Annotated in this window: 16 protein-coding genes; 5 read left to right on the top strand and 11 right to left on the bottom strand. The window is 71.1% G+C overall.

All coding sequences use genetic code 11. From position 1 onward, the window contains the following. Positions 1-16: 16 nt before the first annotated feature. A complete protein-coding gene (gene asnB / locus BLV01_RS08360) occupies positions 17-1,858 on the top strand; it encodes an asparagine synthase (glutamine-hydrolyzing) (protein ID WP_091797278.1) in 1,842 nt (613 codons plus the stop codon). A gap of 37 nt (positions 1,859-1,895) precedes the next feature. Then, positions 1,896-3,083 (top strand): MFS transporter, encoded by a 1,188-nt coding sequence (locus tag BLV01_RS08365; RefSeq protein WP_091797281.1) that lies wholly within the window; start codon positions 1,896-1,898, stop codon positions 3,081-3,083. Here the strand turns inward: BLV01_RS08365 and BLV01_RS08370 are convergent, their stop codons facing one another. Then, the gene (locus tag BLV01_RS08370) at positions 3,084-4,187 is read right to left on the bottom strand and encodes an NADH:flavin oxidoreductase/NADH oxidase (RefSeq protein ID WP_091797284.1); all 1,104 of its coding nucleotides are present in this window, start codon (positions 4,185-4,187) and stop codon (positions 3,084-3,086) included. A 353-nt stretch (positions 4,188-4,540) separates the two neighbouring features. Here BLV01_RS08370 and BLV01_RS08375 point away from each other — a divergent pair, with 353 nt between their 5' ends. Further along, the gene (locus tag BLV01_RS08375; RefSeq protein ID WP_217633469.1) at positions 4,541-5,293 is read left to right on the top strand and encodes a glycoside hydrolase family 16 protein; all 753 of its coding nucleotides are present in this window, start codon (positions 4,541-4,543) and stop codon (positions 5,291-5,293) included. An 85-nt stretch (positions 5,294-5,378) separates the two neighbouring features. Here BLV01_RS08375 and BLV01_RS08380 read toward each other — a convergent pair whose 3' ends face one another. The 3 genes from BLV01_RS08380 to BLV01_RS08390 form a co-directional block, all read right to left on the bottom strand. Then, positions 5,379-6,404, bottom strand: a complete 1,026-nt coding sequence (locus BLV01_RS08380; RefSeq protein ID WP_091797290.1) for a MupA/Atu3671 family FMN-dependent luciferase-like monooxygenase — start codon at positions 6,402-6,404, stop codon at positions 5,379-5,381. An 88-nt stretch (positions 6,405-6,492) separates the two neighbouring features. Continuing rightward, the gene (locus BLV01_RS08385) at positions 6,493-8,799 is read right to left on the bottom strand and encodes a DOMON domain-containing protein (protein ID WP_091797293.1); all 2,307 of its coding nucleotides are present in this window, start codon (positions 8,797-8,799) and stop codon (positions 6,493-6,495) included. A gap of 155 nt (positions 8,800-8,954) precedes the next feature. Then, positions 8,955-10,541 carry an acyl-CoA ligase (AMP-forming), exosortase A system-associated gene (locus BLV01_RS08390; protein ID WP_091797296.1) on the bottom strand — a complete coding sequence of 529 codons (1,587 nt, stop codon included), beginning with the start codon at positions 10,539-10,541 and terminating at the stop codon, positions 8,955-8,957. 251 nt (positions 10,542-10,792) lie between these two features. On the opposite strand from BLV01_RS08390, the gene BLV01_RS08395 reads away from it, so the two are divergent. Together BLV01_RS08395 and BLV01_RS08400 are read left to right on the top strand one after the other, a co-directional pair. Next, positions 10,793-12,991 carry a glycoside hydrolase family 3 N-terminal domain-containing protein gene (locus BLV01_RS08395; RefSeq protein WP_091797299.1) on the top strand — a complete coding sequence of 733 codons (2,199 nt, stop codon included), beginning with the start codon at positions 10,793-10,795 and terminating at the stop codon, positions 12,989-12,991. Between the two features lie 9 nt (positions 12,992-13,000). Further along, the gene (locus tag BLV01_RS08400; RefSeq protein ID WP_091797304.1) at positions 13,001-14,119 is read left to right on the top strand and encodes a glycosyltransferase family protein; all 1,119 of its coding nucleotides are present in this window, start codon (positions 13,001-13,003) and stop codon (positions 14,117-14,119) included. Here the strand turns inward: BLV01_RS08400 and BLV01_RS26210 are convergent. The 7 genes from BLV01_RS26210 to BLV01_RS08430 are packed head-to-tail and all read right to left on the bottom strand — an operon-like array spanning position 14,116 to position 20,270. Further along, positions 14,116-15,111 carry a Gfo/Idh/MocA family protein gene (locus tag BLV01_RS26210; protein ID WP_175485826.1) on the bottom strand — a complete coding sequence of 332 codons (996 nt, stop codon included), beginning with the start codon at positions 15,109-15,111 and terminating at the stop codon, positions 14,116-14,118. The two genes, BLV01_RS08400 and BLV01_RS26210, sit on opposite strands and share 4 nt — an antisense overlap. Further along, positions 15,108-16,184 carry a hypothetical protein gene (locus tag BLV01_RS26215; protein ID WP_175485827.1) on the bottom strand — a complete coding sequence of 359 codons (1,077 nt, stop codon included), beginning with the start codon at positions 16,182-16,184 and terminating at the stop codon, positions 15,108-15,110. Before BLV01_RS26215 ends, BLV01_RS26210 begins: the two co-directional genes overlap by 4 nt. Next, entirely contained in the window at positions 16,181-16,993 is an 813-nt protein-coding gene (locus BLV01_RS08410) for an ABC transporter permease (RefSeq protein ID WP_091797307.1), read from the bottom strand. Before BLV01_RS08410 ends, BLV01_RS26215 begins: the two co-directional genes overlap by 4 nt. A 3-nt stretch (positions 16,994-16,996) precedes the next feature. Beyond that, entirely contained in the window at positions 16,997-17,821 is an 825-nt protein-coding gene (locus tag BLV01_RS08415) for an ABC transporter permease (RefSeq protein WP_091797311.1), read from the bottom strand. Then, complete coding sequence (locus tag BLV01_RS08420; protein ID WP_091797314.1) at positions 17,811-18,776, bottom strand: ABC transporter ATP-binding protein; 966 nt, start codon at positions 18,774-18,776, stop codon at positions 17,811-17,813. Before BLV01_RS08420 ends, BLV01_RS08415 begins: the two co-directional genes overlap by 11 nt. Positions 18,777-18,819: 43 nt before the next feature. Next, positions 18,820-19,992 carry a radical SAM protein gene (locus tag BLV01_RS08425; RefSeq protein ID WP_091797317.1) on the bottom strand — a complete coding sequence of 391 codons (1,173 nt, stop codon included), beginning with the start codon at positions 19,990-19,992 and terminating at the stop codon, positions 18,820-18,822. Between the two features lie 14 nt (positions 19,993-20,006). Beyond that, entirely contained in the window at positions 20,007-20,270 is a 264-nt protein-coding gene (locus tag BLV01_RS08430) for a phosphopantetheine-binding protein (RefSeq protein ID WP_091797392.1), read from the bottom strand. Between the last annotated feature and the right edge of the window lie 218 nt (positions 20,271-20,488).

Genomic DNA, 20,488 nt, shown 5'->3' on the forward strand with positions numbered 1-20,488 from the left:
GACGACGGACCGAGCCATGTGCGGAATAGCAGGTTGGATCGATTGGCGCCGCGATCTGCGCGGCGAACGCGCGACGGTCGCGGCGATGACCGCGCGGCTGGGCGCGCGCGGCCCGGATGGGCACGGCGAATGGGCGGCCGGGCACGCCGCGTTCGGCCATCGCCGGCTGGCGGTGATCGACCCCAGCGACAACGGCGCCCAGCCGATGCTGTACCGCCGCGACGGCCGTGCCTGGGCGGTGGTCTACAACGGCGAGATCTACAACCATCGCGAGCTGCGCGCGCAGCTGCAGGCGCGCGGCCACCGCTTCGTCTCCGACTGCGATACCGAAGCGCTGCTGCTGGCTTACGTGGAATGGGGCGAGGCCTGCGTGGAGCGGCTGGACGGCATCTTCGCGTTCGCGATCTGGGACGAACAGGCGCAGACGCTGTTCATGGCCCGCGATCCGCTCGGGGTGAAGCCGCTGTTCTGGGCCCGGGTCGGCGAGGGGCTGGCGTTCGCGTCCGAGATCAAGGCCTTGCTCGAACATCCCGGCATTCCCGCCGAAGTCGACGAGCGCGGCTTGACCGAACTGGTGCTGACCCGGCCGGTGTTCCCGTCGACCCCGGGCATCACCCCGTTCGCCGGCATCGAGGAACTGCGCGGCGGCCGCTGCCTGCGCGCCGACCGCCACGGCCTGCGCGAGCGCGACTACTGGCGGCTGCACAGCGCGCCGCACCCGCACGACCTGGCGACGACGGTCGAACGGGTGCGCGAGCTGCTCGGCGGGATCGTCGAACGGCAACTGGTGTCGGATGTGGCGGTCGGCTGCATCCTCTCCGGCGGCCTCGATTCCAGCGCGGTCACCGCGCTGGCCGCGCCGTTGCTGCGCGCCCACGGCGGCACCTTGAACACCTGGTGCATCGACCTGGCCGACAGCGAGCACTTCGCGCCGCACGCCTTCATCTCCAGCCGCGACGCGCCGTACGCGGCCGAAGCGGCGGCATACGTCGGCACCCGCCATCGCACCGTCACCATGGACACGCAAGCGATGAGCGAGCACCTGCTCGCGGCGATGCGCGCGCGCGACCTGCCGGTCGCGCTGCAGGTCGACACCTCGTTGCTGCTGCTGATGCGCGCGCTCAAGCCGCAGGCGACCGTGGTGCTGTCGGGCGAGGGCGCCGACGAAGTGTTCGGCGGCTACGGCTGGATGGCGCCGCAAAGCCGGCTGCCGACGTTCCCGTGGACGCCCGATGCCCACGACGGCGCCTGGCCGTTCTATTTCCGCCAGGACGTGATCGCGCGCGCGCGCCCGGCCGAGCGCGTGCGCCAGACCTTTGCCGACACCCTGGCCGAGGTGCCGCGGCTGGACGGCGAGGACGCGCACGACGCCCAGCACCGCGCGCTGTCGTACCTGGCGCTGCGCCGCTGGCTGCCGGACCTGCTCGACCGCAACGACCGGGTCAGCATGGCCGCCGGGGTCGAGGCGCGGGTGCCGTTCTGCGACAAGGAACTGGTGCAGTACCTGTGGAACGTGCCGTTCTCAATCAAGAGCGCCGGCGGCATCGAGAAGGGCGTGCTGCGCCGCGCGGTCGGCCACGTGCTGCCGCCGTCGATCGCGCAGCGGCGCAAGAGCGCGTTCCCGCAGTTCGAGCACGGCGCCTACTACCGCAGCCTGATCGAGCGCGTGCGCGACATTTTCGCCAGCGGCGGTGCGGCGGTGCGCGATCTCTACGACGAGCGCCGCATCGGCGAACTGTGCGCAGGCACGGTGCCGGCCGCCGGCTGGCTGTTCGGCGCGCCTTACGCCATCGTCCAGCTCGAACGCGTCGTGATGACCGATGCCTGGTTGCGCGAGTACCGGGTGAGCCTGCGTTGAACGCGACGCGACAGCGGCGCCGCCGGCGCGGCGGGCGATGAGCGCGGCGGCGCCGGCTAGCGGCGAGCGCGCGCGCATGCGCCGGGCGCGCACCGCGGTGTCGCTGGCGTTCGCGGTGTTCGGCGCCCAGGTCGGGCTGTGGTTCGCGCACATTCCCGCCGCGGTCGAGCGGCTGGCGTTGGACCCGGCGCAACTGAGCCTGCGCCTGCTGCTGATGGGCGCGATCGGTTTCCTCGCGCAGCCGCTGGCCGGTATCGCCATCGCCCGCTACGGCAGCCGCCGCGCCACCTTGGTATTGCTGCCGGCGTTCGTGATCGCCACGACCTTGCTGATCGGCGCCGCCACGCCCGTGGCGTTCTTCGCGTTCGCCGCGTTGACCGGCCTGTTCGCGATGCCCGCCAATGTCGGCAACAACACCCTGGCGACCGAATTCGAACGCCGGCACGGGCGCGCGGCGATGTCGTGGTTCCATGGCTGCTTCAGCGTCGGCGGCCTGCTCGGCTCGCTGGCCGGCGGGCAGCTGATCCAGGCCGGCTACGGCGACGGCCGCGGCGCGTTGGTCGCCGCCGCGTTGTTGTTGCCGGCGGCGTTGTGGTCGGTCGCCAACGCGTTGCCGGGCGCGCCGGCGGCGCCGGCGCCGCGCGCGCGGCCGCGGCTGACCTTGCCGGCGCCGGCGATCCTGGGGTTGTGCGCGCTGGTGTTCTGCTCGACCCTGATCGAGGGTTCGGTCGGCGACTGGAGCGCGCTGTACCTGGCCACGGTCAAGCATGCCGATCCGGCCCTGGCCGCAGGCGGCTACACCTTGTTCTCGCTGGCGATGGCGGCGATGCGCTTCGCCGGCGGGCCGATCGTCGAGCGGCTCGGGCCCAGGCGCCTGCTCGCCGCCGGCGGCGCGCTGATGGCGGCCGGCCTGGCGATCGTGGTGCTGGCGCCGTGGCCGTGGCTGAGCGCCGGCGGCTTCCTGGTGGTGGCGCTGGGCGCGTCCAACTTCGTGCCGATCCTGACCAGCCTGGCCGCGCGCACGCCCGGGATCGCGCCGAGCCTGGGCGTCGCCGCGATCGGCAGCTGCATGACACTGGGCCTGTTCGCCGGGCCGCCGGCGATCGGCTTCATCGCCCAGCGCTGGAACCTGGGCGTCGCCTTCGCCGCGCTCGCCGTTGTCGCCGCGCTGGTCGCGCTGGCGGTGGCGTTGCGGCGCTGGCAGCCGGCCGCCGCCGCCGACTGACTACACCGCCACCGCCGGCTCGCGGCCGTTCAACCAGTGCGCGTACTGGATCGGCAACAGCTCGTGCGGCCTGGGCAGGCCGAGCGCGTGCGCCGCGCGGTAGGGCCAGTGCGGATCGCTGAGTTCGGCGTGGGCGAGCAGGATCAGGTCGGCCTGCGCGTTGCGCACGATCGCATCGGCGTGGCGCGGCTCGCCGATGCGCCAGCCCGCGGCGGTGGCGATCGCCGCCTCGCGCCGGATCCGTTCGGCGATCGGCACCATGAAGCCCGGCCCCCACGGCACGCCGTCGACATCGGGCGTGTTGAAGCCGAGGCTGACATCGACCAAATCCAGCCCGATCGACTTGAGCCGGCGCACCAGGGCGATGGACTCCTCCAGCGGTTGCTCGCCGGGATGGAAGTCGGTCACGCCCAGGCGCACGCTCAGCGGCAGCCGCTCCGGCCAGACGTCGCGCACCGCGGCCAGCACCTCCAGCGGGAAGCGCGCGCGTCCTTCGGCGCTGCCGCCGTAGCCGTCGCGGCGATGGTTGGCCAGCGGCGAGAAGAAACTCTGCACCAGGAAGCCGTGGGCGAAGTGCAGTTCCAGCCATTCGAAGCCGGCGCCGAGCGCGCGCTTGGCCGCGGCGACGAATTCCTCGCGCGCCTGGGCGATGTCGGCGTCGGTCATTTCGCGCGGAATCCGGTCCAGACCGCCGCCCAGGGCGATGGGCGAGGGGGCCATCGTGTCCCAGGCGCGCGGATCGTCGGCGGCGATGTGGTCGTCGCCGTCCCAGGGCCGGTGCGCGCTGGCCTTGCGGCCGGCGTGCGCGAGCTGGATGCCCGGCACGGCATGGCGCTTGATGAAGGCGGTGATGCGTTGCCAGCCCTCGGCCTGCGCGTCGTTCCACAGCCCGGCGTCGCCCAGGGTGATGCGGCCCTGCGCCGACACCGCCGAGCCTTCGGCGATGACCAGCCCGGCGCCGCCGGCGGCGCGCGCGCCCAGGTGCACGAGGTGCCAGTCGTTGGGCACGCCGTCTTCGGCCGAGTACTGGCACATCGGTGCGACGGCGATGCGGTTCCTGAGCTCGATGTCCTTGAGCCGGAACGGATCGAACAGCGTGGGCATGGGCGCTTCCTCGGGCAGGGGCGTCCGTGGCGGGCGCCGGAATCGTATACGGGTGGGCAGCGCGCGCATGCGTATGCGCCCGCCCAGGACGGATTGTCGCCGCGCCGCGCGCCCGCGCGTGCTGTCGTGCAGCACGCCGTGCGCCGGCGTCGACGCGGATCGCCGAACCGCCCACGCCGGGAGTGTGACTTCGCCCAGCAAACGCAAACCCGCGCAAAACAGCCGTTGACAGCGCTGTCATCGAAGGACAACTTCGGCCCGGACGGGGGCGCGGCGAGCGCCCGCGGCGGCGGCCGGAGCGGCCTGGCGTTTTCCCACGAGCACTTGAGAGGTACGACACCATGAAGCGGCTGATGAAAGGGCTGGTCCTGTGTTTCGCCTGCGCGTTCGCCGGCAGCGCCGCGGCGCAGAGCTGGCAGTTGGTCTGGAGCGACGAGTTCAACGGCTCGATCGGCCCCAGCTGGGCCTTCGAGACCGGCAACGGCAGCGGCGGCTGGGGCAACAACGAACGCCAGTACTACCGGCGCGAGAACGCCGGCATCGAGAACAACGCCCTGGTGATCACCGCCCGGCGCCAGGACTTCAACGGCTTTCGCTACACCTCGGCGCGGATGAAGACCCAGGGCCTGCGCAATGTCCGCTACGGCAAGATCGAGGCGCGCATGCGCCTGCCTTCGTTCATGGGCGCGTGGCCGGCGTTCTGGATGCTCGGCGCCAACCTGCCGCAGGTCGGCTGGCCCGACTCGGGCGAGATCGACATCATGGAACACGTCAACAACGAGAACCGCAGCTACGGCACCATCCACTGGCGCGACCACAACGGCAACTACGCCCAGTACGGCGGAAACACCGCGGTCAGCGTCGCCGACTGGCACGTCTATTCGGTGGAATGGGACGCCAACGCGATCCGCTGGTACGTCGACGGCAACAAGTTCCACGAGGCCAACATCCAGAACAACATCAACGGCACCGAGGAATTCCACCGCGACTTCTTCGTGTTGCTGAACTTCGCCATCGGCGGCAACTGGCCGGGCTTCAACATCGACGAGAGCAAGCTGCCGGCGAAGATGCACGTGGACTACGTGCGCGTGTACCGCCGCCAGTGACCGGCGAACGGGGAGGGCGCGCGCCGGCGGACGCGGCGGCGCGCGGTTCGCCCGTCGCCCCGATCGCCGGCCGCGCGCCGGCGGCTCAGGCCACCTGCCGGGCGACCTCGGCCAGACGCTGCAGGCCGTCCATCGTGGCCTGGTAGGCGACGCCGAAGTCGATCAGGCAGGCGATCTCGTCCACGCCGGCGGCCTGCAGCGTGCGCGCGCGGCGCACGCAGTCCTCGACGGTGCCGACGAAGCTCAGCTCGCTGTTGATGTTGGCGGCGGCGCGCAGCTGCAGGAACTTGCGCTCGCGCCGGCCCTGCAGTTCGGCATAGCCGCGGTCCTCGCCGCGGCCGGCGTCCTGCGAGGCCTGCATGGCGATGTTGCTGTGCAGGTAGTCCATCATCGCCGGCAACGCGTGCGCGGCGACATCGGCGGCGCTGGCGCCGACGTAGGCGTGCATCATCAGGGTCAGCTGCGCGCCGGGGCGAGCGCCGGCGCGGTAGCGCGCGACCTTGCGGCCGAGCACGTCCAGGCTGTAGTTGTTGCCGAAGTTCGAGGTCAGCAGGCCGAAGCCGCGCTCGCCAGCGAGCGCGCAGCCCTCTTCGCTGGAGGCGGTCATCCACACCGGGATGTCCGGCCGCAGCGGCCGCGGCAGGATCGCGGTCGGCGTGGCGACGCCCTCGCCGTTGGCGAATTCCACGCTTTCGCCGCGCCACAGGCGCTGCACCAGCGCGATGCTGTCGAGCATGATCGGCCCGCGCTGCGCGTAGCGCTCCGGCGCCAGCACGAAATCGTTGACGTGCCAGCCGCTGGCGATGGCGATGCCGGCGCGGCCGTTGCTGAAGTGATCGATCATCGACCAGGCCTCGGCCACTTCCAGCGGATGGTGCAGCGGCATCACCACGCTGCCGGCGCGGATCTGCAGCCGGCGGGTGATCGCGGCGATCGCCGCGGCGGTCACGCTGGGATTGCCGTAGAGCCCGCCGAAGCGCAGGAAATGCCGCTCCGGCACCCAGGCCGCGTGCAGGCCGTGGTCGTCGGCGAAGCGCACCGCGTCGAACAACAGCCGGTATTTGTCGGCCTGATCCGAATCGGCGCCGAAGAAGAACAGACTGATCTTCATGCGTGCGGGTCACTCGCGCAGCGGGCGCCGCCGCGGCGCGGCGAGCGCGGCCGGCACCGGTGGAAGGGCAGGGACGCAGCGGCCGCGCTCAACGCAGCCTCACCACGACCTTGGCGAACAGGTCCAGCACATAGCGCTTGGGATCGCCGGAGGCGTAGTCCTGCGACCGGGTCGCGCCGACGTCGAAGCCCCAGCGCGGATGCGCGTTGTTGGAATACACCAGCGACTGCAGGTTGCCGCGCCGGTCGAGCCAGTCCGGCAGGGCCAGGCCGAGCGGATCGGGCGCCGGGCCGCGCAGCAAGGGCTCCTGGCGGCGGTTGCGGCTGTACTGGGCGATCAGGCGCAGGAAGCTGCCGGCCTCGAAGTTGGCGTTGACCAGCAGCTGCGCCGAGGTTTCGCGCGCATGCAGGTCCGGGTCGGAGGCGTTGATGTACCAGTAGCTGACCCGCGGCTGCACTTCCAGCCACGCCAGCGGGCGGATCTTGCCGCTGAAGCTGGCCTGGTAGCCGCGGCCGAGGGTGTCGCTGGCGTAGTCGAGCTGGTCGCCGGCGAGGATGTCGAACGACAGCGCCGGCACGGTCTGGCTGAGGCTGCTGGAGACCTGGAAGAACCACTGGTCCATGCGGTGCAGGCGGGCGTCGTAGCCGCCGACGCGGCGGCGCTCGCCGGGGTGGTACTCGGCCACCAGCTGCAGGTCGTAGGGGCCGGAGAACCACACGCCCGGCGCATAGCGGGTCAGGATGGTCTCGCCGCTGGAGACCGTCTGCGAATGCGCGGTCCACACGAACGCGCTGATGCTGCTCCACGGCCCGTCGAAGCGCCAGCGCCGGGTGACCACGCCGGTGAGCTGGGCGAAATCCGATTGCGGCATGTAGCCGGTGTCGTTGCGCCAATCCGGGCTGGCGCGCTCCAGGGTCAGCGAGGTTTCCCAGTCGCGGCCCAGCCGCGCCCAGTCCAGGAACGCGTACTGGCCCTGGCTGCGTTCGCCCGGGCGCAGCTGGCCCTGCTGCGGCTGCGCGGTGGTGGCCGAGAACAGCAGCATCGCCCGCGCCTTGGCGATGGCGCTGGGCTGCCAGGACGCGTCGGCGCCGGCGACGGTGTTGCGGCCGGTGCCGTCGTAGTCGCGATGGCTGAGGAACTGGCCGAAGCGCCAGGCGCCGCGCGCCAGGCTGGCGCGTTCGAGCAGCAGCAGCGAGGCCGGCTGGGCGACGTAGGCGGTGCCGAACGGCCCCGGGATCGCGACCACGCCGCCGGCGCGGTCGTCGGCGACCAGGGCGGTGAAGTCGCGGCCCTGGTTGCGGTAGCTCATGCGCGCGCCCCAGCGCGGGTCGGTGATGGTGCGGGTGTACACCGCCAGCCCGCCGCCGCCGCCCTGCAGCTGCGAGCGCGTCGGCAGTTCCAGCAGGTCGGTGTCTTCGAGGAAGAAATCGCGTTTTTCCGGAAGGAACAACGCGTACTGCGCATTGGATTGCAGCTGCGGGATGTCGAGTTCGACCTGGGAGAAATCCGGCCGGTAGGTCGCATGCACGGCCAGGTGCGCGCCGTCGCTCCACTTGAGATAGCCGCCCAGCTGCGGATCGACGCGGTCGGACGCGGAGGCCGCGCCGATCTTCTGTTCGTGCCGGCGCGCGGTCAGGTGCGCGCCGGCCTCCCATTCGCCGCCGGCGCCGGGGCAGCGGGCCATGTCCAGCGGCTGGCTGGCGCTGAGGTAGCTGGTCGCGTTCTGCTTGAGTTCGCCGCTGGCCAGGATCATGCGCTCGGCGCCGGGCACGTTGCGCATCACCAGATAGCGCCAGCCGCGCCCGTCCGAGCCGCGGTTGCGCAGTTGCGAGCGCGGGATGCGCAGGTCCACGGCGTAGCCGTCCGCGCTCGGCGCGCCGCGCGCGCTGGCGTCGAAGTCGGGATGGAAGTCCTGGTTGTCGCTGATCGCGACATAAGTACCGTCGGCGAGGCTGCCGCTGGGATTGACCCGGAAGAAATACGCCGACTTGCCGTCGCCGTTGGTGTCGACGAATACGCTGACGTAGTCCTGGTCGTCGGCGACCTGGTCGCGTCGCGCGACCGGCGCGCGCACGCCGCCGGAGCCTTGCCCGTCGGCGACCACGCGGAAGAACAGCGCCTGCTCGTCGCAAGCCACCTGCACCTGGGTGCGCAGCGGCGAAGCGACGCCGTCGCGCGGCTTGTACATCCAGAACGCGTCGTGGCGCTCGGCCGCGTCCCAATCGGCGGGCGCGGGAAACGCCGCCGCGGCCGCGTCCAGGCGCCGCGCCTCGATCGCCAGCGCCGCGCCCGCGGGCGCCAGCCAGGCGGCGGCGCACAGCAGGACCAGGGATGCGGGCGAGGCGCGGCGGGTTCGCAGGCAGCGGGCTGGGGCAGGGTTGGATCGGGTCGGCATTGCTGGCTTCCTGTTCGGCCTCGCCGGCGATGCCGCGTCCTGCTCCGTGTCGCGCATCGTATCGGCGCACCCGGCGCGTGTGGCCTGTCGCGATGCGCCTGGCCGCGACCGCCGATGTGCGGCCGCGCCGATGGTGTCGAACGCGTCCGCGGCGGTCAAGCCGGCACCGGCGCAGCCGCCGCCTGCGCGTGCATGCGCAGATACAGCTCGCGCGAACCGGCGCGGTCGATCTTGCCGTTGGCCGAATGCGCCAGCGCCGCGCATACCGCCAGCCGCGGCACCATGTAGCCGGCCAGTTCGCGCTTGCAGTGCGCGAGCGCGGCGGCGAGGTCGAACGAGGCGTCCTGCGGCACCAGCAAGGCGACCGGCGCGGTGCCCAGCGCCTCGTCGTCGACGCCGAACACCACCGCTTCGCGGATGCCGCCGAAGCGCATCAGCGCCTTCTCGATCTCGGTCGGGCTGACCCGGTAGCCGGAAATCTTCATCAACTCGTCGCGCCGGCCGACGAAGTACAGATAGCCGTCCTCGTCGGCGCGCACGATGTCGCCCGACCACACCGCGTACTCGGGCAGGGCGCCGGGGCTGATCGAGCGCGGCAGCGGGCGGAAGCGCTCGCGGGTCTTGGCGCGGTTGTTCCAGTAGCCCAGGGTGACCAGGGCGCCGCGATGGACCAGTTCGCCGTGTTCGCCCGGCGCGCAGCGGCTGCCGTCCGGGCGCAGCACCAGGATCTCGGCGTTGGGGATCGCCTTGCCGATGGAGTCGGGACGGCGGTCGATCTGCGCCGGGTCCAGGTAGGTCGAGCGGAAGGCTTCGGTCAGGCCGTACATCAGGAACGGCCGCGCCTGCGCGAACACCGCGCGCAGGCTGCGCAGCAGCGAGGCGGGCATGTGGCCGCCGGTGTTGGCGATGGTGCGCAGCGTGCGCGCGTGCTCGCCCCACGGCGCCGCCGCCAGTTGCGCCCACAGCGGCGGGATCGCGGTGATCAGGCTGACCTTGCTGGCCGCGCACAGCGCCGGGACGAAGCGCGCCGAGGCGTAGTTGTGCAGCACCAGCCGCGCGCCGGCGACGAGCGCGGTGCTGAGCTGGCTGAAGCCGGCGTCGAAGCTCAGCGGCAGCAGGCCGAGGATGACCTCGTCGCGGTCGATGCCCAGGTAGGCCACCACCGATTCGGCGCCGGCCACCAGGTTGCGGTGCGAGACCACCACGCCCTTGGGCAGCCCGGTCGAGCCGGAGGTGTAGATCAGCAGCGCCACGTCGGCGTCGATCGGCGACGCCGGCGGCGGCGCCGCGGCGGCGGCCAGGCAGTCTTCCCAGTACAGGCCCGGCGCGGCGCTCGCGGCCGGCGCCGGCGGCCGCGAATCGGTCAGCAACACCCGCGCGCGCGCCAGCGCCTTGTGCCGGCCCAGTTCGGCCGCGCGCAGGGCGGTGGCGACCACGGCGCTGGCGCCGCTGTCGCGCAGCACGTGGCGCACCTGCGCCGGCTTGAGCTTGGGATTGACCGGCACCGCGATGCAGCCGGCGCGCAGGATCGCCAGCAGCATCGCGACCATGCGGATGGATTTGTCGTGGTACAGCGCGATCCGCTCGCCGGCCTGGAAGCCGTGCCCGCGCAGGCCCGCGGCGAGCGCGCCGACGTCGCGGTCCAGTTGCGCGTAGCCGCAGGTCTGGCCATCGTGTTCCAGCGCGATCGCGTCGGGGAAGTCGCGGGCCTGGCGGCGCAGGGCATCGAGCAGGGTGATCATCGGCTGGGCGGTCGCACTGGTTATGGGAGGACGCGCGGCGGCGGCACGCACGCATGCGCGAACGGGCAGGGCAGCATCGAAGCCATCGCCCGGCGGCGCTTGCGCGCCGCCCCTCGCGCCTGTCGCCGCGGCGGGTAAAGAGCGAGAATTCCGCCCGCTTACCCGGCCGCGCGCAGGCCCGCCGGTTGACAGCTATGTAATCGATTACATACCATAACTGAACGATTATTTCACGCAAGGTGCATCTCGTAATGGCGGATCGCGTTGATATCGATGCACTGATCGCTCGCATGACCTTGCAGGAAAAAATCGGTCAGCTCTCGGTGTTGGCCGATTCGATCCGTCCCTTCGCCTTCGACGTGAATCCCGATTCGTTCCAGTGGGGGCCGCAGCGCACCCGCGAACTGATCCAGGCCGGCGAAGTCGGCGCGCTGTTCAACGGCGTGGGCGCGGCCGAGGGCCGCGAACTGCAACGCATCGCGGTCGAAGAAAGCCGTCTGGGCATTCCGCTGCTGCTCGGCGCCGACGTCATCCACGGCATGCGCACGGTGTTCCCGATCCCGCTCGGCGAAGCGGCCAGCTTCGAGCCGGAACTGGCCGAACGCACCGCGCGCGCGGCGGCGGTGGAAGCCACCCGCGAAGGCCTGCACTGGACCTTCGCCCCGGTGGTCGACATCGCCCGCGACCAGCGCTGGGGCCGCGTCGCCGAAACCACCGGCGAGGACACCTTCCTGGCCTGCGCCTTCGCCCGCGCCCGCGTGCGCGGCTTCCAGGGCCCGGACCTGACCGCCGACGATTCGCTGCTGGCCACGCCCAAGCACTTCGCCGCCTACGGCGCGGTCGGCGCCGGGCTGGACTACAACACCGTCGATCTCGCGCCGCAGACCCTGTTCGACGTGCACCTGCCGCCGTTCAAGGCCGCCATCGACGCCGGCGCGCTGACGGTGATGAGCTCGTTCAACGACATCAACGGCGTGCCCGCCACCGCCAACCGCGAACTGCTGACCGGCATCCTGCGCGAGCAATGGGGCTTCGAAGGCTTCGTGGTCTCCGACTACACCTCCGATTTCGAACTGATCGAACACGGCTTCGCCGCCGACGAAAAGCACGCCGCCCGGCTCAGCCTCGACGCCGGCCTGGACATGAGCATGCAGAGCGGCGTGTACATGAACCACCTGCAGGCGCTGATCGAAGCCGGCGAAGTCGCCGTGGAAACGCTGGACACCGCGGTGCGGCGGATTCTCTCGGTCAAGGCGCGGATGGGGCTGTTCGACAATCCCTACCGCTCGCTGACCGCGCCGCCGCCGGGGCCGGCGCCGTACCTGGACGCGCACGACGCGCTGGCGCGCGACGCGGCGCGGCGCAGCGTGGTGATGCTCAAGAACGACGGCGACGCGCTGCCGCTGCGCAAGTCCGGCCAGCGCATCGCCCTGATCGGCCCGTTCGCGCGCGACCGCGCCAACCTGGCCGGCTGCTGGAACATCTTCGGCGACAGCAGCCGCGAGATCGACCTGGAAACCGGCCTGCGCGCGGCGCTGGCCGATCCGGCCGCGCTGCAGGTGGTGGACGGTTGCGGCATGGAAGAGGCGATCGACGGCGGCATCGAGGCCGCGCTGGCGGCCGCGCGCGGCGCCGACGCGGTGCTGCTGGCGGTCGGCGAGCCCACGCGCTACACCGGCGAGGCGCAGTCGCGCACCCAGATCGTATTGCCGGCGGCGCAACAAGCGCTGGTCGAGGCGGTGGTCGGCGCCGGCACGCCGGTGATCGTGTTGCTGCGCAACGGCCGCGCGCTGGCGCTGAGCCCGGCGCTGCAGGCGGCGCAGGCGATCCTGGTGACCTGGTTCCTCGGCACCCAGACCGGCCACGCGGTCGCCGACCTGGTGTTCGGCGACCACAGCCCCAGCGGCCGCCTGCCGATCAGCTTTCCGCACGATTCGGGCCAGCAGCCTTACTACTACAACCACACCTCCAGCGGCCGTCCGTACCAGCCCGGCACCGGGCTGGAGGCGTTCCGCACGCGCTGGCGCGAGACCGCCAACACCGCGCTGTATCCGTTCGGCCACGGCCTGGGCTACACCCGCTTCGAGTACGGCGCGGTCGAGCTCAGCGCCGCGAGCCTGGACTGGGACGGCCGCCTGGACGTGCGCGCGCGCATCGCCAACCGCGGCCAGCGCCCCGGCGAGGAAGTCGTGCAGTTGTACGTGCGCGACCGCGTCGCCAGCCGGGTGCGGCCGATCCGCGAGCTCAAGGGCTTCCGCAAGATCGCGCTGGCGCCGGGCGAAAGCCGGGTGGTGGAGTTCGCCCTGAGCCGCAGCGACCTGGAATTCCGCGGCGTCGACAACCGCCTGCTGGCCGAACCGGGCTGGTTCGACCTGTGGGTGGCGCCGTCGGCCGATGCCGGCGAGCCGGTCGGCTTCGAACTGCTCGCCGCCGGCGCGGGCCGGGGCTGAGCCGCGCCGATGGCGGACACAGCGGACGCGCCGGTTCGCGAGGTCGCCATCCTGTGCTCGGGCGTCGCCCTGGGCGTCTACATTCCGGGCCTGGAGATCGCCCGCCGCTTGCGCAGCCACGGCGTGCGCGGGCGGGTGTTCGTGCTCGAAGCGTTCCAGCCCGCCGAGGTCGAGGACGCGCTGATCCGCGCGCGCGAACGCCACCAGCGCGACTTCCGCGCCCTGCGCATGTCGCAGCAACTGGTGCGCGATATTTCGCCGACCCTGGATGCGCAGGCGCTGGCCGCGCTGGCGGCGCAACTCGACGCCGCGGGCGTATCGCGCCTGCTGGTGCTGTCCGGCTTCTGGCTGCCGTGGGCCGCCGCGTACGCGCGCGAGCGCGCGCACTGCACGGTCGAAGCGCTGCATATCGATTCGGTGCCGTCGCCGTCGTGGCTGCCGTATGCGCAGCGCCCGGAGTTCGCCGAGGCCGCGCATCGCTACTTCATCGACCGCGCCGCAGCGCGGGCGGCGTACCGGCTGGAGATCGGCGAATCCGCGCCGATCGCGCACGCGCAGCGGCCGCCTGAGCTGCTGCTGCACGGCGGCGGCTGGAGCGTGGGCACCTTCGCGGCCGCGCTCGACGACGCGCTCGGCGCCGGGTATCGCGCCAGCATCGTGCGCGGCGCGGTCGCCGACCTGCAGCCGCGCGAGGGCGTGCGCAACCTGCTGCTGGACCCGCAGTGGCGGGCCTGGCGCGACACCGGGCCGCAGCAGTTGGGCGAGTTCCCGCGGCTGGGCTTCCTCGATGCCGACGGCGCGCTGCGCTACCGCCAATCCGAGGCCGTGCCGGACCTGTTCGAGATCACCCGCGCCAGCCTGGCGGTGGTGTCCAAGCCGGGCGGTTCGACCCTGATCGACTCGATGGCCGCGGCCACGCCGGTGTTGTTCCTGGCGCCCTCGGGCAAGCACGAGCAGGCCAATGCCGAGGCCTGGATCGAACGCGGCTACGGCGCGTGGTTCGAGCAATGGCGCGAGCAGGGCGCGCAGCGCGAGGCGTTGGAGCGCATGCACGCGCAACTGCTGCGCGACCGGGCGACGGTGCCCGAGTACTGCCGGCAACTGGCCTTGGAACTGGGCGCGGGCTAGGCGCCGGCCGCGGGCCGCTCGAGCGCTGCGGATTGCAGCCGCCGATGCAACGCCTCCAGCATCGCGATGCGCTCGACGCTGCGCTGCGCCTGCGCTGGCCAGTCGGCATCGCGCGCGTCGCCGGCCAGATAGGCGAGCTGGTTGAGGTAGTAGTTCTGCTCGTCGAAGCTGACCCGTTCGCGTTCGCCCGAGGCATGGGCGATGTCGAGATGGATCTTGTGCCGGCCGATGCGCGCGCGGAAGAAATCGGCGAGCACGACCCGGGCGCGCTCGAACTCGAACGCATGCTCGGCCTGGCGCGGCACGGCGAACTGCGCGTCGAAGTCGGTGGCCACCCCATCGGCCGCGACCAGTCCGACGCGCACGCGGGTCGGGACTTCGGCGGCATCGGCCTGGGCCTGTTCGATGGCGCAGGCGCCCAGCGCGATGCCGGCGGCGGCCTGCGCGGCCTGCAGCCAATAGACGCCGTCGTCCCACAGCACGCCGCCGCCGGGCCGCAGGCGGAAATGGTCGCCTTCGCGCAGGCCGTGGCGCAGGCGGGTCGAATGGCGCAGCAGCCGGCCCCAGGTGCGTGCGCGCACTCGCTCGGCGAGCCAGGCTTGCCAGGGGTGGTGGCGGGTCATGACCGCTTCGACCAGGCACAGGCCGCGCGCCGTCGCCGATGCGATGAGCGCCTGCAGCTCTAGCGCCGACAGCGTCGCGGGTTTCTCCACCAGCACGTGCTTGCCGGCCCGCAGCGCCGCTTCGCAGCAAGCGTGGTGCTCGCTGTTGGCGGCCGGCACGTATACCCAATCGATGTCCGCCCGCGCCAGCAGTTCCGGGTAGCCCAGGCAGGCGCAGTCGAGGCCGTGCTGGCGCGCCTGCGCCTGCGCGGCGCCCGGGCGACGCGAGCCGATCGCCACCAGTTCGGCGCCGGGCAGGGCCGCGACCGCGCGGAAGATCGCCAGCGGCGAAATCTCGGCCGCGCCGAGCACGCCGATGCGCAGGCTCACGCCGGCGCCTTCAGCGCGGCGAGCAGATCGCCGAGCAGCGCGGCCTCGCTCGCGCGCAGCCGGTCGATCAGCCGTTCCAGCGCGTCCGGCGGCGCGCTGCGCTGCGGGCGCCGGTGCAGCTTGAGGTACTCCGCGCGCAGCCGCAGCCCCAACTCGGCGACCGCGTCGGCGCGCGCGATCCACTCGTCCGCGCCGGCGGCGCCGGCCAGGCCGATCGCGCCGAGTTCGAGCATCCGCCGCACCCGCCGCGCCATCAGCCGCTTGTGCTCGTACAGCAGGTGCGCGGGCAGCGGGTTGCTGCGCGCCGCGCCGGCGGCGACCGCCAGCGCATAGCTGCGCAAGGCTTCGTAGACGTCCACGCCGAAGCGCATGTCCACCGGCGACATCATCGTGCGGTAGCGCGCCATCGAGTTGCGCGCGCCGAGGTAGTCGGCGAGGCCTTCGCCGACCGCGACCGGATCGAACGGGTAGGGCCAGTTGCACTGCGGCTTGACCAGGAACAGCGCCGGGTACTCCGGCGGCCCGCACTCGGCCAGGCCCTCGACCGCGCGGCGCAACGCGTCGTAGCCGATCCGCCCCTGCGCGTAGCGCCCCTGCAGGTAGCCGGAGAACTCGAACGCGCGCGCCTGCTCGTCGTAGCCGTGCAGCAGCGAGGGGTGCGGATAGTGGGTGCGCTGGTGCGAGTCGGTGCCCGGTACGTGGAACTCGTCGAGCGGCAGCTTGAGGTAATAGCCGCGTGCCAGCGCGTCGCGCAGCGCCTGCACCGGGTCGCCGGTGAGCGCGGCGAAATAGCGCCGGTCGATCTTCTGCAACGACAGCCAGGGATTGATGTGCTTCTCGATCTCCGGCACGAAGAAGTCGAAGAAGAACAGCTCGTCGGTCTCCGGCGCCGGGAACGCCGACAGCTGCAGGTAGTTGCTGCAGACCCAATCGATCGCCCCGGGCTGCAGCTCCATCACCGACAGGTAGTAAGCATGCTGCGGATAGCTGTCGATGGACGGCGCCGCCAGCGGCAGCCGTACCTGCGCGGGCGGCGACGCCGGCGTTGCCGCCGCGGCCTCGCCCGCGCTCACTGCGACCACCCGCTGGCGCTGCTGTAGGCGCGCAGGGCGTACTTCCACAGCGCCACGGTCAGGCCCAGCCAGACCGCCGGCGCGGCCAGCAGCCACAGGTAGCCGTGCGCCGGCAGCTTGCCGAGCAACAAATAGGCCGGGTAGTTGGTGACCATGAAGATCGGCAGGGCGAAGGTGCCGAACAGGCGCACCCCGCGCGCGAACGCCGCGGCCGGAACGGTGTTGAGGTCCCACAGCGAGTGCGAGAGCTGGGTCACCGCATGGGTGGTGCCGAACCAGAACGCCAGGAACTGCGGCAGGATCATGATCGCGTAGGCGACCGACAGCGACAGCCCCAGCGCGACCAGGGTCGCCGCCACCGTCGCCGCGCTCAGCGGCACGTCCGACAACTGCGCGCCGTAGACGATCATGGCGACGCCGGCGATGGCGTTGGGCAGCAACAGGCTGAACTCGGCGCGCGCGCACGACACCAGGAACAGGCCGGAGGCCGGCTTGACCAGCACCAGGTCGAGGTCGCCGTTGCGGATCTTGGCCGACAGCTCGAAGTTGTTGGCCATGAAGAAGCAGGTGTAGAACCCGGTCAGCAGGGTGTAGCAGCCCAGCACCACCAGCGCCTCGGACGGGCGCAGGCCGCCGAAGTCGACGTCGGCGCTGACGATCACGTAGGCGTAGGCCAGCTTGGACAGCAGGAACCCGGTCTCCATGACCAGGCCGGCGTAGAAGTTGAAGCGGTACTCCATCTGCACCATGAAGGAGTTGCGCAGCAGCACGCCGTAGATGCGCAGGTGGCGCAGGACTTCGCCGAGCATCGGTCAGCCCCCCGTGGCCATGAACGAGCGCAGGCCGATCCGCCACATCGCCCAGGCGACCGCGCCGAACACCGCGACCCACAGCAGCTGCAGCCCGAGCAGCTGCGGCACCGCGGCGCTGTCGATCCGCCCCATCGCGATCTCGATCGGCGCGGAGATGATGTAGCGGAACGGCAGCCAGTGCAGCGCGTCCTGGGCGCGGCCGAACACCGCCAGCGGCACGATCCCGCCGCTGAGCACGACGATGCCGATGCGGATGCCCTCGAACAGGTAGGCGGCCTCGTCGAACCAGAAGCAGGTGAAGCTCACGCACAGGAAGATCAGGAAATTGATCGCCACGCCCAGCGCCACCGCCGCCAGCACCGCCGGCAGCAGGCCCAGGCGCTCGCCCGCGGCCGCGCCGCCGAACAGCAATGCGGCCAGCAGCAGCGCGCCCATGATCGCGTACATCGGCAGCTTGCCGCCGACGAAGTGGGCCAGCCGCAGCCGCACATAGGCCACCGGCTGGACCAGGTAGCGGGCCAGGCCGCCGTGCTTGATGTCGTTGCCGACCTCGTACTCGAAGCCGGTGTGCACCAGCCGCCCGACCACCGCCGCCAGCACCGAGTACAGCAGCGCGTCGGCATAGGCGTAGCCGGGGATCGAATAGCCGCGCGCATACAGCGAGGACCACAGGTAGTACTGCACGAACAGCGGGAACGCGGCGCTGAGGAAGCCGAGCGCGAAGTCGGCCTTGTGCTGCATCGCTTCCTGCAGCCCCAGCGCGACCGCATGCAGCGACGCGGACGGGCGCCGCCGGCGCGAATGCGCGGGCGCCTCAGCCGACATACAGCGACTCGATGCTGCGTTCCAGCGGCAGGTGCTCGATGCGCAGGTCCTCGACTTCCAGCCGGTCGAGCAGGACGCGGATCACCTCGTTGACGTGCTCCGAGCGCGCCTCGATCCAATACTCGCCATCGGGTTTTTCCTGCAGCGCGTAGTCGAACGGCAGCGCGGCCGCGGCGGCCGGCGAGCGGGTGCGGAAGCGCACGATCTTGGCGAACGAGAAGCGGTCGGCGATGCGCGCCAGCTCGCCGTCGTAGAGCAGCTTGCCGTGGTGGGTGACGATCACCCGCCGGCACAGGTCCTCGATATCGGTCGAGTAATGGCTGGTCAGCACGATGGTGGCGCCGAACTGCTCGCAGTAGTCGCGGATGAAGCCGCGGATGCTCTTCTGCGCGGCGAAGTCCAGGCCGATGGTCGGCTCGTCGAGGAACACCACGCGCGGGCTGTGCAGCAGCGCGCCGATCAGGTCGAGCTTGATCCGCTCGCCCAGCGACAGCCGGCGCACCTGGATGTCGAGCAGGCGGCGCACGTCGAGCAGTTCCGACAGTTCGCCGATCACCCGCCGGAACGCGGTTTCCTCGACATCGTAGATGCGTTGGTTGAGCAGGTAGCTGTCCATCGCCGGCAGGTCCGGCCACAGCTGCGAACGCTGGCCCATGACGATGCCGATGCTGCGGCGGAAGGCCAGCGCGCGCTCCCACGGCACGTAGCCGGCGACCCGCGCCGAGCCGGACGTGGGATACAGGATGCCCGACAGCATCTTGATCAGGGTCGACTTGCCGGCGCCGTTGGGGCCGAGCAGGCCGACGATCTCGCCGCCGTCGATGCGGAAGCTGACCTCGCTGACCGCGTCCTTGCGCAGGGTGGGGCGGTGGAACAGGTTGCCGATCGAGCCCAGCAGACCTTCTTTCTTGGTGTGGTACGCGAAGGTCTTGGACAGCCGTTCGACTTCGATCATCCGTTGCGTTTCCAATGGCCGTCGGCGCTGCCGCGCATGCGCCTCAGCGCCCGTTGAGGTAGAGCAGCACGCACTTGGAACAGGCCGGCATCAGCCCGCAGGCCAGGGTCTTGCGCACTTCGCCGAAGCGCTCGCCGTGCCAGACCTCTTCCAGGCTGGCGTCCTTGAGGTTGCCCATCGAGAACTCGGGGAAGAACTTGCAGCTGGAGACGTCGCCGTTGGGCAGGATGTCGATGCGGTTGGTGATCGCCAGGCACTGGCTGCGGCGCTGGCCCGGACGCGAGCTGCCGCGGATGAAGTCGAGCAGTTCGTCGTCTTCCAGCGCCGGCTTGAAGCGCACGCGGGTGTTCCAGACCCGGGCCGAGACCCGCGCCATCTCGTCGGCCAGGGCGCGGTGATGCTCTTCGGACAGGCTGTAGGTGAACGAGTGCCAGCTGGGCTTGAGGAAGTCCAGCTTCGGCATCGCCCAGGGGAAATGCTCGCCGACGTAGCGGTCCATCTCGCCGGCGGTCTCGCCGGAGATGTACCAGGGAAAGGTCAGGTGGACCGAGTCCACGCCGACGCGCTCGAAATGTTCGACGAACTCGTACAGCCGCCCGATCATCGAGTCGTTGATGGTCAGCTGCACCGCGACCTCGCCGCGGTATTCGCCGCGGCGCTTGGAGTCCAGCAGCAGGTCCACGCTCTTGATCACCTTGGCGTAGGTGCCCTTGCCGCGGATCGCGTCGTTCTCCTGCTCGAACCCTTCCAGGCTGGCCAGGAACTCCAGGTTGGCCGACATCTTCACCAGGTCGTCGTAGCGGCGCTCGGTGGTGATGGCGTTGGTGCAGATCGTGGTCCAGCGCGCTTCGGCGGCGATCAGCTCGGCCATCTTGCCGAACTGCGAATAGATCAGCGGCTCGCCGCCCCACAGGAACAGCTTGGAACTCACCCCGCGGGTCTGCTCGAGCACGCTGCGCAGCAGCTCGATCGGCACCTCGTCGCGCACCGTGCTGTGGATCATGTCGTGGTGGTAGCCGTCCTCGTTCCACTCGAAGCAGTGGGTGCAACGCAGGTTGCAGCGGTTGTTGAGCTTGATCCCGATCTCTTCGGGAATCGCGGTGGCGTAGCCCGGGTCGCGACGCAGGCCGCGGCTGCTTTCGGCCTTGTTGCGGATCGACTGCTTGAGGCGCTCGAAGGCGTGGCGATCGAGCGCGGCGGACGACTGCGGCTGCATGCGGTGCGCTCCGGTCAGGACGCGACGGGCGAGGGCGCGGACGCGCCGGTGGCTTCGATCAGGAAATCGATCAGGCGGTCGACGCGGGTGAAGGTCTCGTACTCGACCTTGTCGAAATCGATGCTGATGCCGAAGTCGTCCTCGAGCCCGAGGATGAAGTCGGTCATCTTCAGGCTGTCCAGGCCGACCTCGTTGATGATGTCGGTGGCGTAGCCGATGTTCACGGCGATCGAGGGATCGTCCTCGACCGAGGCGATGGCGGCAGCGACCTTGCGCAAATAGTCTTCGCGAATCACCGGTGTCCCCAAGGATGACGAATGATCGACCGCAGCGCTGCGGGCCGGGCGGCGAGGCTTGCGCGTCGTCCGCCACCGCCGTTGCGGCCGTGATATGTAACCGGTTTCAACTCTACCGATGGGCTGTTGCCCGCGCAAGGATGGTGGCGATCGGATGGATCGCGCGTGCGCTGGCCTGCGTGTCGGACGCGGATTTAAGT

Origin of the sequence: Lysobacter sp. yr284 (assembly GCF_900107375.1) — a bacterium.
GTDB lineage: Bacteria > Pseudomonadota > Gammaproteobacteria > Xanthomonadales > Xanthomonadaceae > Lysobacter.

Coding starts and splice junctions, on each gene's coding strand:
- BLV01_RS08385 (WP_091797293.1), bottom strand. CDS start 8,799: ATGCCGACCCGATCCAACCCTGCCCCAGCCCGCTGCCTGCGAACCCGC.
- BLV01_RS08395 (WP_091797299.1), top strand. CDS start 10,793: ATGGCGGATCGCGTTGATATCGATGCACTGATCGCTCGCATGACCTTG.
- BLV01_RS08420 (WP_091797314.1), bottom strand. CDS start 18,776: ATGATCGAAGTCGAACGGCTGTCCAAGACCTTCGCGTACCACACCAAG.
- BLV01_RS08400 (WP_091797304.1), top strand. CDS start 13,001: ATGGCGGACACAGCGGACGCGCCGGTTCGCGAGGTCGCCATCCTGTGC.
- BLV01_RS08390 (WP_091797296.1), bottom strand. CDS start 10,541: ATGATCACCCTGCTCGATGCCCTGCGCCGCCAGGCCCGCGACTTCCCC.
- BLV01_RS08365 (WP_091797281.1), top strand. CDS start 1,896: ATGAGCGCGGCGGCGCCGGCTAGCGGCGAGCGCGCGCGCATGCGCCGG.
- BLV01_RS08410 (WP_091797307.1), bottom strand. CDS start 16,993: ATGCTCGGCGAAGTCCTGCGCCACCTGCGCATCTACGGCGTGCTGCTG.
- asnB (WP_091797278.1), top strand. CDS start 17: ATGTGCGGAATAGCAGGTTGGATCGATTGGCGCCGCGATCTGCGCGGC.
- BLV01_RS08380 (WP_091797290.1), bottom strand. CDS start 6,404: ATGAAGATCAGTCTGTTCTTCTTCGGCGCCGATTCGGATCAGGCCGAC.
- BLV01_RS08375 (WP_217633469.1), top strand. CDS start 4,541: ATGAAAGGGCTGGTCCTGTGTTTCGCCTGCGCGTTCGCCGGCAGCGCC.
- BLV01_RS08425 (WP_091797317.1), bottom strand. CDS start 19,992: ATGCAGCCGCAGTCGTCCGCCGCGCTCGATCGCCACGCCTTCGAGCGC.
- BLV01_RS08370 (WP_091797284.1), bottom strand. CDS start 4,187: ATGCCCACGCTGTTCGATCCGTTCCGGCTCAAGGACATCGAGCTCAGG.
- BLV01_RS08415 (WP_091797311.1), bottom strand. CDS start 17,821: ATGTCGGCTGAGGCGCCCGCGCATTCGCGCCGGCGGCGCCCGTCCGCG.